The sequence below is a fragment of the Streptomyces sp. NPDC003248 genome (assembly GCF_055563235.1).
This window is the reverse complement of record NZ_JBVHDT010000009.1, coordinates 67,134-80,343: the sequence shown is the minus strand read 5'-3', so window position 1 is coordinate 80,343 and position 13,210 is coordinate 67,134. Positions and strand designations below refer to the sequence as shown.

Sequence of the window (13,210 nt, the reverse complement as noted above, 5' to 3'; positions counted from 1 at the left end):
GAGAGGATCGGGGGTGGCTGGGTCACAGCATCAGCTCCGATCGGCGGCGGGGGTTGATCCGTTCCCGCCAGGCTCCGGCGAGGCCGGCGATGGCGAGGGTGGGGACGATGATGAAGAGGCCGGGGAAGAGGGTCGGCCACCACTGTCCGGCGAGCAGTGAGCCGCGGGCGCTCTGGACGAGGTTGCCGAGGCTGGCCATGTGGGTGGGCAGGCCCAGTCCGAGGAAGGACAGCGCTGATTCGTGCCACATGGCGTGCGGCACCATCAGCACGGCGGCGAGCGCGGCCTGGGGCAGCACTCCGGGCAGCAGGTGCCGTACCGCCACCCGCCACCGGGATGCCCCGCCGGAGACGGCGGCGTCGATGTACGGGCGGGATCGCAGGGAGAGGACCTCGGCGCGGACGATCCGGGCGGTCGACAGCCAGTGGGTGAGGGCGACCGAGACGACCACCGGCCAGACACCTGGCCGGAACATCGCCACGATGAAGATGCCGAGCAGCAGGTGGGGGACTGAGGAGACGGTGTCGACCACCCGCATGAGGGCGCGGTCGGCCCAGCCGCCCAAGGCTCCGGCGGCGGCTCCGACGGCCGTGCCGATCACGGTCGCGGTGAGGGCCGCGGCCGCGCCGACGAGGAGGGAGACCCGCAGTCCGTAGACGCAGCGCAGGAGCAGGTCCCGGCCGACGTCGTCGGTGCCGAACGGGTGGGTCCAGGACGGTGGTTGGAGTTCGGCGGCGAGATCGACGGCCTGCTGGTCGAGCTGGACCAGGGGCGGCACGAGGAGTACGGCGAGGACGGTCGCGGCGACCAGGGCGGCGGAGGTGCGCACCCGTACGGTCCGGGTGGAGCGGCGTTTCGTCCCGTAGGACCGCCAGACGGCCGGGTCGGGCGCCGGGGAGTCACATGTCACTGAACTTCACCCTCGGGTCGAACAGGCCGTAGAGCAGGTCGGCGAGCAGGTTGCCGAGCAGGACGGCGGCGGTGGCGAGTGTGGTGAGGGCGGCGAGGAGGGGGAAGTCGACGGCGGTGGCCGCCTCGACCGTGGCCGCCGCGATACCCGGCCAGCTGAAGACGGTCTCCACCAGCAGGGCGCCGGTGATGAGTTCGGGGACGCGGGAGCCGATCAGTGTCAGTACCGGGAGCAGTCCGGAGCGCAGCGCGTGGCCGAACAGGACGGTGCGCTCGCTCAGGCCCCGGGCGCGGGCGCCGCGCACGGGGTCCTCAGCCAGTGCGTCGGTGACCCCTTGGCGTACGTAGAGGGTGAACCAGGGGAGTTGGGAGACGGCCAGTACTCCGGCGGGCAGGACGAGGTGGCTTGCCACCTGCCCTGGCGTGACCTGTTCGCTGGCGGTGTCCGTCAGACCGCCAGCGGGGAGCAGATCCAACTGCAGGGCGAAGAGCCAGACGGCGAGCAGCGCGATCCAGAAGACCGGTGCGGCTTCCAGAGCGTAGGCGAGCGAGGTGACGCCCCGGTCCAGCCACGAGCCCGGCCGCCGGGCGGCCAGCACTCCCAGCAGGGTGCCGGTCAGCACGGCGACCACGAACGCGACCGCGCACAGCAGCGAGGACCACAGCAGGCGCTCGCCGATCACCTGCGAGACCGGCTGGCGCAGCACGCTGGACTGGCCGAGGTCTCCGCCGAGCGCGGAGGTCAGCCAGTGCCACCAGCGGGTGATGACGGGCTGGTCCACGCCGAGGTTGTCGCGCAGCCGGTCCAGGGTCTGCTGGTCGGCGCCGAGTGCGGCCGTGCCGGCGTACGCCCTGACGGGGTCGAAGGGGGAGGCGGCGGCGATGGCGAACACGCCGAAGGTGACGACGAGGAGGACGGGGGCGGCGAACAGCAGCCGCCGCCCCGCCAGACGTGCCATCGCTCCCCAGGGCATGGATACGGCGGTCACTTCTCGGGCTGCCAGTCCTCGATGTTCCACCAGGGGCCGCTGGCGAAGCCGTGCTCGTGCGGTTCGAGCTGGGTGGTCAGCCCGGCCCAGCGGTCGGCGAGGACGTAGAGGTGGTCGATGTGGGTGAGGAACGTGTAGCCGGGGTCCTCGACCAGGGCGCGCTGCAGTGTGTCGTAGGCGGTCTTGCGGACGGACTGGTCACGGCTGCGGCGGCCGGTGTCGAGGGCCTGGTCGACCTTCGGGTTGTCGTAGCGGGCCATGTTGTTGAAGCCGTCGCCTGCGAGGGAGGAGTGCAGCAGTGTGTAGAGGCCGAAGTCGGGGTCGCCGGTGCTGCCGAAGCCGGCGAGGACGGCGTCGTTCTTCATGCGGGGCTCGATGACCTCCCAGGTGGCGCTCTCGACCTTCACGTCGATGCCGGCCTTCTTGGCGTCGGAGGCGTAGGCGAGGGCGTGGTCCTGGCGGACCTTGTCGCCCGAGGGGTAGAGGAGCGTGAAGGCCGCCCGCCTGCCGTCCTTGGCGCGGATGCCGCCCCCTTCGGCCTTCCAGCCCGCTTCGTCGAGGATTCGTCGGGCCTTGGCGAGGTCCTGGTCACGCTCGATGCCCTGGGCGAACCACGGGTCGTCGACAGGCAGCGGCCCGTACGCGGGCCGTCCCGCCCCGTCGAGGATCTTGGCGACCATCGCCTTGCGGTCCACGGCGGCGTCGAGCGCCTGCCGGATGGCGCGGTCGGCGGTGACCTTGTTCTCCTGGGGGAGGGTGACGGTGCGGAAGTCGTAGGACTTCGCGTCGTACGTCTTCAGCCCGTTGTCATTCTTGAAGGTGGCGGCGAGGTTGGGCGGGAGGATCGCGCCGTCGAGGTCGCCGGAGCGCAGCCGGGTGGCGCGTACGTTGTCGTCCGCGATGACGGCCATGGTGAACGTCTTCACCTTCGGTACGCCGCCCCAGTACTGCGGGTTGGCCTTGAAGGTGAGCTTCTCGCCCTTGCTCCAGGCGGAGAGGATGTACGGGCCGGTGCCGACCGGCTTGGTGTTGAAGGAGCCGGTGTTGGGGTCCTGCTTGCCGGCGACGTGCTCGGGGACGATGGGCAGGACCGTGCGCCCGGCGAACGGCGCGTAGGGGTACTTGAGGGTGAAGACCACCTTGTCGTCGCCGTCCGCACGCACGTCCTTGATGGCGTCCAACTCGCTGCGGGCGGTGTTGTTGGTCTTCGCGTCGAGGATCGTGTCGTACGTGAAGACCACGTCGGCTGAGGTGAGCGGCTCTCCGTCGCTGAACTGAACGTCGTCGCGCAGGGTGTAGGTGTAGGTGAGCCCGTCGGCGGCCACCTCGGGGAGGGCCTTCGCCAGGGCCGGTCTCAGCTTCAGGGCGGCGTCGCGGGCGAGGAGTCCGTCGAAGATCTTGGAGTTGCCGTCCTTGCCGTAGCCGAGCAGCGGGCTGAGGGTGTCCGGTTCGGAAGCGACCCCGATCACGACGGAGTCGGCGGCCTTGCTGTCACCGTCGTCATTGCCGCTGCTGGGCGCCGAGCAGGCGGCGAGCCCGGTGACCATCGCCGCCGTGACGGCGGCACCTCGTATCCGACGGGTCGTCATCAGCCTCACACCCTTGTTGCTATTCAGCAGTTGTTGCGACTTGTTTGCGACAACAGGGCTACCCAAGGTCGTCGGGCGTCAGTCCGGTTCTCGCCCGGGATCCTCCGGGGGCATCGCGCGGGCTTGAACGCCCCGACCTCTTCTGCCGCCGCCGGCTCCCGGAGCGTGGCGCCCTCGGCCGTCCGCTCGCGCAGCCACGCCGTGATGTCCAGGGCGCCGACGCGTTCGGCGGCGGCACGGTCGTTGTGCTGCACGCGTGAGCGCCGGCCGGCGGCGGAGTTCAGCCCGCTCGGGCGGATGGGGATGCCGTACTCGGTCAGCAGCCGCCGCACCCGGTTCTTGCCGAGGGCGAGGATGCGGGCCGTGTCCTCGGCGCTGTGCTGCTGGTCGGCGTACACGGTCCGCAGCGCCTGCCCGAGGTCGGTGAACCCCTGGGCCCGCAGTGCGGCGGCCGTGCGTTCGCCCGCGGCGCGGGTCTGGGTGCGGCGGCCCGCGTCCAGGTTTTCCCGCCGCGCACGCCGTAGCTCCCCCGAGTCCGGTCGGCGCGGTGCTGCGGTGTTCCAGCGTCTGCGGGGCAGCTCGCCGGAGCGGGCCATCACCCGGCCCGCCGCGAAGCGCGTCCGGGTCTCTGCCGACGCCTGCTATCCGGCGGAGCGGGTGCGGGACTGTTGCAGGGAGAGGGAGCGCGCGCTGAGCGCCCGGGTGCGCAGCGGACCGAAGTCCCGGCGGTACTCCGCCGCCGTCATGTCCTGGACACGGACAGGGGCCCCGAGCGATCGGAAGGCCCGCGCGCACATGACAGACCACGGTGTCGGTCGCTTCGTCCCGGATCGGACGGCCGAAGTCGGGATGCCGGGCCCCGACGTCGGAATGCCGGGTCCCGGGGCCGTTCTCAACAGCCATGATCGGACTTCTCCCGGTAGGGCGGCGGGTGCGGGCGGCGCCCCGTCGGCGGAGAAGGGGCGGCCACGCTCGGCGAGGAAGTGGCGGCGGAGCTCGGCGGTGCTCAAGGTGCGGCTCCGGGTTACAGAGGTTGGGGGGCCAGGGCGCGGGCGGGGTGGCGCGGTCCGAGGAAGACGACGATGCCCTTGCCTTCGGGGGAGGGGTGGGTGGCCTGTGTCCACCCCTGACGGCGGTAGAAGGACATCGCCCGGCCCGACTGGACGGAGGTGAGCAGCCAGGAGCGGCCATCGGGGGCGTCCTCGGTGACTGCTTCGAGGAGTTCGGCGGCGAGGCCGGTGCCTCGGGCCTTCGGCCGGACGGCGAGTTCGTCGATCTCGCGGGCCCCGCACAGCCATTTCATCGTGCGGTCGATGCCGAGACCGGCGACGGCCTGGGGATAGCAGCGGTCGGTGGGGAAGGGGGCGAGGGTGGTCCAGGCCGTGGCGAAGCCGAGGAGGTCCTGGCCATCGAAGGCGAGCGCGGCGGTGAAGCCGGGACGCTGTACGTTCGTCGGGAGCCGCCCGAGGAACTCAATGGCCTTCTCCTCGTCCTCGTTCCAGGGCGGGGCGCAGAAGGCGTCGACGTAGACGTCGTGCAGGGCGACGGCGTGGGCGCGGATCCCGCCGTCCTTGAAGATCTGGATGTCCATCAGGCCGCCACCGCCCCGGCCGCCGCGACGGGATGCAGGGCCGCGTACTCCAGGGGCGCCGACGGGTCGATCGACACGTCCAGGGGGGCGGGTCCGGCTCCGGCCCGTACGAGGAGGTCGCCGACGGCGGCGATCATCGCGCCGTTGTCCGTGCACAGCTTGAGCGGCGGAACCCGCGGTTCGATGCCCGCGGCCCGGCAGCGCTCCTCGGCCAGCGACCGCACCCGGGAGTTCGCGGCGACCCCGCCCACCACGACCAGGGTCCCCACGCCGTACTCGGCGCAGGCCGCGACCGCCTTGCGGGTCAGCACGTCGGCGACCGCCTCCTGGAGCGAGGCCGCCCCGTCGGCCACGGGCAGCTCCCGGCCGGCGTGGCCCTCGGCCCAGCGGGCGGTTGCCGTCTTCAGCCCGGAGAAGGAGAAGTCGTACGAGCCCGGCAGGGGACGCGGGAAGGAGACAGCGTGCGGATCCCCCGCGCGCGCTGCCCGGTCGATGGCCGGACCGCCGGGATACGGCAGCCCGAAGACCCGGGCGACCTTGTCGAAGCGCTTCCCGGCGGCGTCGTCGAGGGTGTCGCCGAGATGGGTGATCGGATCGAGGGCCAGGTCGCGGACGAGGAGGAGGGAGGTGTGTCCGCCGGAGACGATCCGCACCATGCACGCATCCGGGAGCGGGCCGTGCTCCAGGGTGTCGGCGGCCACGTGACCGGCGAGGTGGTGGACGCCGTGCAGCGGCACACCCAGCGCGTAGGCGATCCCCTTCGCCCCGGCCAGGCCGACCTGGAGCGCACCCGACAGTCCCGGCCCGGTGGTGACGGCCACGGCGCCGACGTCGGACAGTGCCAGACCGGCCTGGTCCAGCGCCTGCCGGATCACCGGGCGCAGCGCGTGCAGGTGCGCCCGGGAGGCGATCTCGGGCACGACCCCGCCGAACCGTGCGTGTTCGTCCATGCCCGACGCCACCGCATGTCGTCCCAGCAGCCGCCCGTCGCGGACCAGCCCGGCACCGGTCTCGTCGCAGGACGACTCGATGCCGAGCACGATCGGAGATCCCATCGCCCACCCTTCCTGCACTAAAAAAGTTATTGCAAGTAGTGTGCAATAGGTTGGGCGGCCGTGTGTACCCCTTCAGGGGTGTGCAGGTCACTGCCCGTGGAGTGCGTGTCCGTTGGCCCCCGAACTCCGAGGTAGTGAGCAGTGCCCCCGTCCGACCCGTCCCTCCCGCCACCGTGACCGTCGTCGGGATCGGAGCCGACGGCTGGAGGGGCATCCCGGACGCCTCCCGCACCGCGCTGCTCGATGCCGAGGTCCTCATCGGCGGCCCCCGTCAACTGGACCTGCTCCCGCCGCCGTGCACGGGGGAACGGATCTGCTGGCCCTCACCCCTGCGGCCAGCGGTTCCCGGCCTCCTCGCCGCGCACACCGGCCGCAGGATTGCCGTACTGGCCGGCGGAGACCCCATGTTCTACGGCATCGGGCGCGCCCTCACCGAGGTCCTCGGCGCCGGTGCCGTGCAGGTCCTGCCGCACCCCTCCTCCGTCTCCCACGCTTGCGCGCCGCCGAAGCGGCGAACAACGCGACGATCTGCAGCCGCCCGGCGTGCAGCGCAGCCCGTGCCGCTGCAACAGTGCACGGGCCTCGGGCAACGCCGCCATGACGCCCCGCGTCCCCCGCGCCACCCCGCTCACCTCCCCACGCCACGCGAAATGCCGCATCCCGTACCCGCCACGACACGGCACACGGTCCTAGGACCAACGCCTGATCGGCGGCGCGCATCTCTTGCTGCTAGCGTGCAGTTGCACATGAGTGGCAATTATGTCGGAGGACGTTGGACATGGCGGTTTACACGCTCCCGGAGCTCCCGTACGACTACTCGGCGCTCGCCCCGGTGATCAGCCCGGAGATCATCGAGCTGCACCACGACAAGCACCACGCGGCGTACGTGAAGGGTGCGAACGACACGCTGGAGCAGCTCGCGGAGGCGCGGGACAAGGAGTCGTGGGGCTCGATCAACGGTCTGGAGAAGAACCTGGCGTTCCATCTCTCCGGGCACATCCTGCACTCGATCTACTGGCACAACATGACCGGCGAGGGCGGCGGCGAGCCCCTGGCCGCCGATGGTGTCGGCGACCTGGCGGACGCGATCACCGAGTCCTTCGGCTCCTTCGCGGGTTTCAAGGCGCAGCTCACGAAGGCGTCCGCCACCACTCAGGGTTCCGGCTGGGGCGTCCTCGCCTACGAGCCGCTCAGCGGGCGCCTGATCGTCGAGCAGGTCTACGACCACCAGGGCAATGTCGGCCAGGGCTCAACCCCGATCCTGGTCTTCGACGCCTGGGAGCACGCCTTCTATCTGCAGTACAAGAACCAGAAGGTCGACTTCATCGACGCCATGTGGGCGGTCGTCAACTGGCAGGACGTGGCCAGGCGTTTCGCCGCCGCCAAGGAGCGCGGCGACAGCCTGCTGCTCGCCCCGTGACGCTGTGACCGCGTCGGCACAGACGTCCTGCTCGTGATCGTCTTCTCAACCTTCACTTGCAGGCGGCACAACGAAGGGCTCCCGCAGGGACGTGACCTGCGGGAGCCCTTTCGTTGTGTCAGCTCATGGCCAAGTGGGCAAGCCGGTCACCGTGGTGAGTGAGGTCGGTTCCCGCGGCCGCGGCGTACGCGTCGCGCTGGAAGCCCAACACCTCGCAACCGTCGTCGAGTCGGATGCGACCGAGTGACATGAGGACGGACAGCGCGGCGAGGGCACCCTCGTGCGGAAGTCGACGGGTTGCAGCAGGAGTGAGCCGGGGCGCGTAGCGAGGCCCGGGCCGCAGAAAGTGCCGAAGGCGCCCACACGTTCCCTCCTGACTTGAATTTCTGCAGGCCAGGAGGGGTTTCGTGATACTTTTTCTTAGAACCTTCAGATGTCCCGGAAGATCTCGATCTGCGCCCCCACCGAGTTCAGCCGCTCGGCCAGGTCCTCGTAGCCCCGGTTGATGACGTACACGTTGCGCAGCACGGACGTGCCCTCCGCCGCCATCATCGCCAGCAGGACGACGACCGCGGGGCGCAGGGCCGGCGGGCACATCATCTCGGCGGCGCGCCAGCGGGTCGGGCCCTCCACCAGGACGCGGTGCGGGTCGAGGAGCTGGAGGCGGCCGCCGAGGCGGTTGAGGTCCGTCAGGTAGATGGCGCGGTTGTCGTAGACCCAGTCGTGGATGAGGGTCTTGCCCTGGGCGACGGCGGCGATGGCCGCGAAGAAGGGGACGTTGTCGATGTTCAGGCCGGGGAACGGCATCGGGTGGATCTTGTCGATGGGCGCCTCCAGCTTGGAGGGCCGGACGGTGAGGTCCACCAGGCGGGTGCGGCCGTTGTCGGCGACGTACTCGGGCGTGCGGTCGTGGTCGAGGCCCATCTCCTCCAGCACGGCCAGCTCGATCTCCAGGAACTCGATCGGCACCCGGCGCACGGTCAGCTCGGACTCGGTGACCACGGCGGCGGCGAGCAGGCTCATCGCCTCGACCGGGTCCTCGGAGGGGGAGTAGTCGACGTCGACGTCGATGTGCGGCACGCCGTGCACGGTGAGGGTGGTGGTGCCGATGCCCTCGACCTTGACGCCGAGCGCCTCCAGGAAGAAGCACAGGTCCTGGACCATGTAGTTGGAGGAGGCGTTGCGGATGACCGTGACGCCGTCGTGGCGGGCGGCGGCCAGCAGGGCGTTCTCGGTGACCGTGTCGCCGCGCTCGGTCAGCACGATCGGGCGCTCCGGGCGGACGGCACGGTCGACCTGGGCGTGGTACTGCCCCTCCGTCGCGGCGATCTCCAGCCCGAACCGGCGCAGCGCGATCATGTGCGGCTCGATGGTCCGCGTCCCGAGGTCGCAGCCGCCGGCGTACGGCAGCTTGAAGGCGTCCATGCGGTGCAGCAGCGGGCCGAAGAACATGATGATGGAGCGGGTGCGGACGGCGGCCTCGGCGTCGATCGCCCCCATGTCCAGCTCGGCCGGCGGCACGATCTCCAGGTCGACGCCGTCGTTGATCCACCGCGTCCGGACGCCGATCGAGTTCAGCACCTCCAGCAGGCGGTAGACCTCCTCGATGCGGGCGACCCGGCGCAGCACCGTGCGCCCCTGGTTGAGCAGGGCGCCGCACAGCAGGGCCACGCACGCGTTCTTGCTGGTCTTGACGTCGATGGCACCGGACAGCCGCCGTCGGCCCACGACACGCAGATGCATCGGTCCCGCGTACCCGAGCGAGACGATCTCGCTGTCGAGGGCCTCACCGATCCGCGCGATCATCTCAAGGCTGATGTTCTGGTTGCCGCGCTCGATGCGGTTGACGGCGCTCTGGCTGGTTCCGAGCGCCTCGGCCAGCTGCGCCTGTGTCCAGCCACGGTGTTGCCGGGCGTCACGGATGAGCCTGCCGATGCGTACGAGGTAGTCGTCTGCCATGAGGCTGAGGTTATCTCAGATATGAGATCACGCCTCTTCCGGGGGGCCATTCGGGTGACGGCGGCGGCGACGGTGACGGACCGTCAGTGGCGCTTGGCCGTCCGCGTGCGACGCCACCCGAAGGGGCCGGGCAGATCCACCGACGTCGTACGGCGTCCGGTGCTGCTGTGGGTGTGGCGCGGGCCGTGCGAGCCGCCACCGGTCGTGATGGACCACGACCGCCGGTTGATGTTCAGCCGCACGCCCGGCAGGATGCGGAAGCTCTTGCGGAAGGTGAGGGGCATCGGAACCTCCTTCTGTGGACCGTGGGACCGTGCCTCGCCCTTCGTCTACCCCGGCCATGGCGGGACATGGCGGATCCTCACCTGGCGTTTGCGGTACGGCACTTGAGCGGGTGCCCGGATGCCGGGGTGCCCGGATGTCCGGGTGTCCGGGTGTGGTGCAGCGCGCCGACCGGGGGGAGGGGGTCGTGGCGTTCTCCTGGGGGTCGCGGGATGCCGGGTGGCGTCTGCGGGGTGCGCGGGGCGCACGGGGTGCGCGGGTGTGCCGGGTGCGCGGGGTGATCACTCGGCCGGCCTCGGTGTCGTCGGCGACGAGCCCGGCGCAGGGGGCGTGGCCTGTGCGCCCGCGGCCCGCCCCGCGAGCGCGGTGACCACCCGGCGGTCGACCGGCCCCGACGCCGGTGCCCGAGCCGCCTCCTCGCCGCCTGCTCGCGACGGGTCTGTGGTCGGCGCCACGGGGAACCCGGGCATGACCAACCAGCCCCCATGTACTAGAGTTATCTCGACATCGAGATATCTGCCGAGGCGCACCGCAGCCGCCACCGCAGTAAGGGTTACCTAACTTAGCCTGACCTTAGCGGATTGGCCAAGCCCGCGTGGCGGCAGGGTGCGGTGGTACGCGCACATCAATGAAGGAGACTGTCGTGTCGGCGAACAGCTTCGACGCCCGCAGCACGCTGCAGGTGGGCGACGAGTCGTACGAGATCTTCCGGCTGGACAAGGTGGAGGGCTCGGCCCGGCTGCCGTACAGCCTCAAGGTCCTGCTGGAGAACCTGCTCCGCACGGAGGACGGCGCGAACATCACCGCCGACCACATCCGCGCCCTCGGCAACTGGGACGCGCAGGCCCAGCCCAGCCAGGAGATCCAGTTCACCCCGGCCCGCGTGATCATGCAGGACTTCACCGGCGTGCCCTGTGTCGTCGATCTCGCCACCATGCGCGAGGCCGTCAAGGCGCTCGGCGGCGACCCGGCGAAGGTCAACCCGCTCTCGCCGGCCGAGATGGTCATCGACCACTCCGTCATCGCCGACAAGTTCGGCACCCACGACGCCTTCGCGCAGAACGTCGAGCTGGAGTACGGCCGCAACAAGGAGCGCTACCAGTTCCTGCGCTGGGGCCAGACCGCCTTCGACGACTTCAAGGTCGTACCGCCCGGCACCGGCATCGTCCACCAGGTGAACATCGAGCACCTGGCGCGCACGGTCATGGTCCGCAACGGCCAGGCCTACCCCGACACCCTGGTCGGCACCGACTCGCACACCACCATGGTCAACGGCCTCGGCGTCCTCGGCTGGGGCGTCGGCGGCATCGAGGCCGAGGCCGCGATGCTCGGCCAGCCGGTCTCCATGCTCATCCCGCGCGTCGTCGGCTTCAAGCTGACCGGCGAGCTGCCCACCGGCACCACCGCCACCGACCTGGTGCTCACGATCACCGAGATGCTGCGCAAGCACGGCGTCGTCGGCAAGTTCGTCGAGTTCTACGGCGAGGGCGTGGCCGCCACCTCGCTCGCCAACCGCGCCACCATCGGCAACATGTCGCCGGAGTTCGGCTCCACCGCCGCGATCTTCCCGATCGACGACGAGACCCTGAACTACCTCAAGCTCACCGGCCGCTCCGAGCAGCAGGTCGCGCTCGTCGAGGCGTACGCCAAGGAGCAGGGCCTCTGGCTGGACCCGAAGGCCGAGCCGGACTTCTCCGAGAAGCTCGAGCTGGACCTGTCCACCGTCGTCCCGTCGATCGCCGGCCCGAAGCGCCCGCAGGACCGCATCGTCCTCGCGAACGCCGCCGAGCAGTTCAAGCTGGACGTCCGCAACTACGTCGACGTCGTCGACGAGGCGGGCCAGGAGTCCTTCCCGGCCTCCGACGCCCCGGCCGTCGCGCCCAACGGCGCCCCGTCGAACCCGGTCACCGTCACCGCCCCCGACGGCTCGACGTACGAGATCGACCACGGCGCGGTCACGGTCGCGGCCATCACCTCCTGCACCAACACCTCCAACCCGTACGTCATGGTCGCCGCCGCGCTCGTCGCGAAGAAGGCCGTGGAGAAGGGCCTGACCCGCAAGCCGTGGGTCAAGACCACCCTCGCCCCGGGTTCGAAGGTCGTCACCGACTACTTCGACAAGGCGGGCCTGACCCCGTACCTCGACAAGGTCGGCTTCAACCTCGTCGGCTACGGCTGCACCACCTGCATCGGCAACTCCGGCCCGCTGCCGGAGGAGGTCTCCAAGGCCGTCAACGACCACGACCTCGCGGTCACCTCGGTCCTCTCCGGCAACCGGAACTTCGAGGGCCGCATCAACCCCGACGTCAAGATGAACTACCTGGCGTCCCCGCCGCTGGTCGTCGCGTACGCCATCGCGGGCTCCATGAAGGTGGACATCACCAAGGACGCCCTGGGCACCGACACCGACGGCAACCCGGTCTACCTGAAGGACATCTGGCCCTCCGAGGCCGAGGTCAACGACGTCGTGGCGAACGCCATCGGCGAGGACATGTTCAGCAAGTCCTACCAGGACGTCTTCGCGGGTGACGCCCAGTGGCAGTCCCTGTCGATCCCGACCGGCGACACCTTCGAGTGGGACCCGGAGTCGACCTACGTCCGCAAGCCCCCGTACTTCGAGGGCATGACGATGGAGACCACCCCGGTCTCCGACATCACGGGCGCCCGTGTCCTCGCCAAGCTGGGCGACTCGGTCACCACCGACCACATCTCCCCGGCCGGCGCCATCAAGGCCGACACCCCGGCCGGCAAGTACCTCACCGAGCACGGTGTGGAGCGTCGTGACTTCAACTCCTACGGCTCCCGCCGAGGCAACCACGAGGTCATGATCCGCGGCACGTTCGCCAACATCCGCCTGCGCAACCAGATCGCGCCGGGCACCGAGGGCGGCTACACCCGCGACTTCACCCAGGACGGCGCGCCGGTGTCGTTCATCTACGACGCCTCGCAGAACTACCAGGCCGCCGGCATCCCGCTGGTCATCCTGGGCGGCAAGGAGTACGGCTCCGGCTCGTCCCGCGACTGGGCGGCCAAGGGCACGGCCCTCCTCGGCGTCAAGGCCGTCATCACCGAGTCGTACGAGCGCATCCACCGCTCGAACCTCATCGGCATGGGCGTCCTGCCGCTCCAGTTCCCGGCCGGCCAGTCGGCCGACTCGCTCGGCCTGACCGGCGAGGAGACCTTCTCCATCGCGGGCGTCGAGGAACTCAACAACGGCACCACGCCGAGCACGGTCAAGGTCACCACCGACACGGGCGTCGAGTTCGACGCGGTGGTCCGGATCGACACCCCCGGTGAGGCCGACTACTACCGCAACGGCGGCATCATGCAGTACGTGCTGCGCAACCTGATCCGCGGCTAGGCGGTCGGGCGGGCCGCCCCGCGGGGCGGCCCGCCCCAGGCGGCCGAGGGCCGCA

Annotated in this window: 10 protein-coding genes and 1 pseudogene; 3 read left to right on the top strand and 8 right to left on the bottom strand. The window is 70.5% G+C overall.

Translation table 11 applies throughout. The annotated features are described in order from the left end of the window. Positions 1–22: 22 nt before the first annotated feature. The 6 genes from ACZ3KJ_RS21745 to tsaD all read right to left on the bottom strand — a co-directional run bounded on the left by ACZ3KJ_RS21745 (position 23) and on the right by tsaD (position 6,133). Positions 23–910, bottom strand: a complete 888-nt coding sequence (locus ACZ3KJ_RS21745; protein WP_467529189.1) for an ABC transporter permease — start codon at positions 908–910, stop codon at positions 23–25. After that, on the bottom strand, positions 900–1,868 hold the full coding sequence (locus tag ACZ3KJ_RS21740; RefSeq protein ID WP_467529187.1) for an ABC transporter permease: 969 nt from the start codon (positions 1,866–1,868) through the stop codon (positions 900–902). The genes ACZ3KJ_RS21745 and ACZ3KJ_RS21740 overlap by 11 nt, the downstream gene beginning before the upstream one ends. A 26-nt stretch (positions 1,869–1,894) precedes the next feature. Next, a complete protein-coding gene (locus ACZ3KJ_RS21735; RefSeq protein WP_467529185.1) occupies positions 1,895–3,487 on the bottom strand; it encodes an ABC transporter substrate-binding protein in 1,593 nt (530 codons plus the stop codon). A 23-nt stretch (positions 3,488–3,510) separates the two neighbouring features. After that, complete coding sequence (locus ACZ3KJ_RS21730; RefSeq protein ID WP_467529183.1) at positions 3,511–4,083, bottom strand: hypothetical protein; 573 nt, start codon at positions 4,081–4,083, stop codon at positions 3,511–3,513. Positions 4,084–4,511: 428 nt separating this feature from the next. After that, positions 4,512–5,078, bottom strand: coding sequence for a GNAT family N-acetyltransferase (locus tag ACZ3KJ_RS21725; protein ID WP_467529182.1), 567 nt, complete (start codon positions 5,076–5,078; stop codon positions 4,512–4,514). After that, entirely contained in the window at positions 5,078–6,133 is a 1,056-nt protein-coding gene (tsaD, locus tag ACZ3KJ_RS21720) for a tRNA (adenosine(37)-N6)-threonylcarbamoyltransferase complex transferase subunit TsaD (RefSeq protein WP_467529180.1), read from the bottom strand. The genes ACZ3KJ_RS21725 and tsaD overlap by 1 nt, the downstream gene beginning before the upstream one ends. 134 nt (positions 6,134–6,267) lie before the next feature. On the opposite strand from tsaD, the pseudogene ACZ3KJ_RS21715 reads away from it, so the two are divergent. Then, positions 6,268–6,633: pseudogene (locus tag ACZ3KJ_RS21715) on the top strand (SAM-dependent methyltransferase); the annotation flags it as partial. Positions 6,634–6,911: 278 nt separating this feature from the next. Next, positions 6,912–7,553 carry a superoxide dismutase gene (locus ACZ3KJ_RS21710; protein ID WP_467529178.1) on the top strand — a complete coding sequence of 214 codons (642 nt, stop codon included), beginning with the start codon at positions 6,912–6,914 and terminating at the stop codon, positions 7,551–7,553. 429 nt (positions 7,554–7,982) lie between these two features. On the opposite strand, the gene ACZ3KJ_RS21705 is transcribed toward ACZ3KJ_RS21710, so the two are convergent. Further along, on the bottom strand, positions 7,983–9,512 hold the full coding sequence (locus tag ACZ3KJ_RS21705) for a helix-turn-helix domain-containing protein (protein WP_467529176.1): 1,530 nt from the start codon (positions 9,510–9,512) through the stop codon (positions 7,983–7,985). 83 nt (positions 9,513–9,595) lie between these two features. Then, on the bottom strand, positions 9,596–9,796 hold the full coding sequence (locus tag ACZ3KJ_RS21700; RefSeq protein ID WP_467529174.1) for a DUF4236 domain-containing protein: 201 nt from the start codon (positions 9,794–9,796) through the stop codon (positions 9,596–9,598). A 641-nt stretch (positions 9,797–10,437) separates the two neighbouring features. On the opposite strand from ACZ3KJ_RS21700, the gene acnA reads away from it, so the two are divergent. Beyond that, positions 10,438–13,155, top strand: coding sequence for an aconitate hydratase AcnA (gene acnA / locus ACZ3KJ_RS21695; RefSeq protein ID WP_467529172.1), 2,718 nt, complete (start codon positions 10,438–10,440; stop codon positions 13,153–13,155). Positions 13,156–13,210: the final 55 nt, after the last annotated feature.

Bases quoted from the DNA above. Each gene is read 5' to 3' on its own strand.
- tsaD (WP_467529180.1), bottom strand. From the start codon at position 6,133: ATGGGATCTCCGATCGTGCTCGGCATCGAGTCGTCCTGCGACGAGACC.
- ACZ3KJ_RS21710 (WP_467529178.1), top strand. From the start codon at position 6,912: ATGGCGGTTTACACGCTCCCGGAGCTCCCGTACGACTACTCGGCGCTC.
- ACZ3KJ_RS21700 (WP_467529174.1), bottom strand. From the start codon at position 9,796: ATGCCCCTCACCTTCCGCAAGAGCTTCCGCATCCTGCCGGGCGTGCGG.
- ACZ3KJ_RS21725 (WP_467529182.1), bottom strand. From the start codon at position 5,078: ATGGACATCCAGATCTTCAAGGACGGCGGGATCCGCGCCCACGCCGTC.
- ACZ3KJ_RS21740 (WP_467529187.1), bottom strand. From the start codon at position 1,868: ATGGCACGTCTGGCGGGGCGGCGGCTGCTGTTCGCCGCCCCCGTCCTC.
- ACZ3KJ_RS21705 (WP_467529176.1), bottom strand. From the start codon at position 9,512: ATGGCAGACGACTACCTCGTACGCATCGGCAGGCTCATCCGTGACGCC.
- ACZ3KJ_RS21730 (WP_467529183.1), bottom strand. From the start codon at position 4,083: ATGGCCCGCTCCGGCGAGCTGCCCCGCAGACGCTGGAACACCGCAGCA.
- ACZ3KJ_RS21735 (WP_467529185.1), bottom strand. From the start codon at position 3,487: ATGACGACCCGTCGGATACGAGGTGCCGCCGTCACGGCGGCGATGGTC.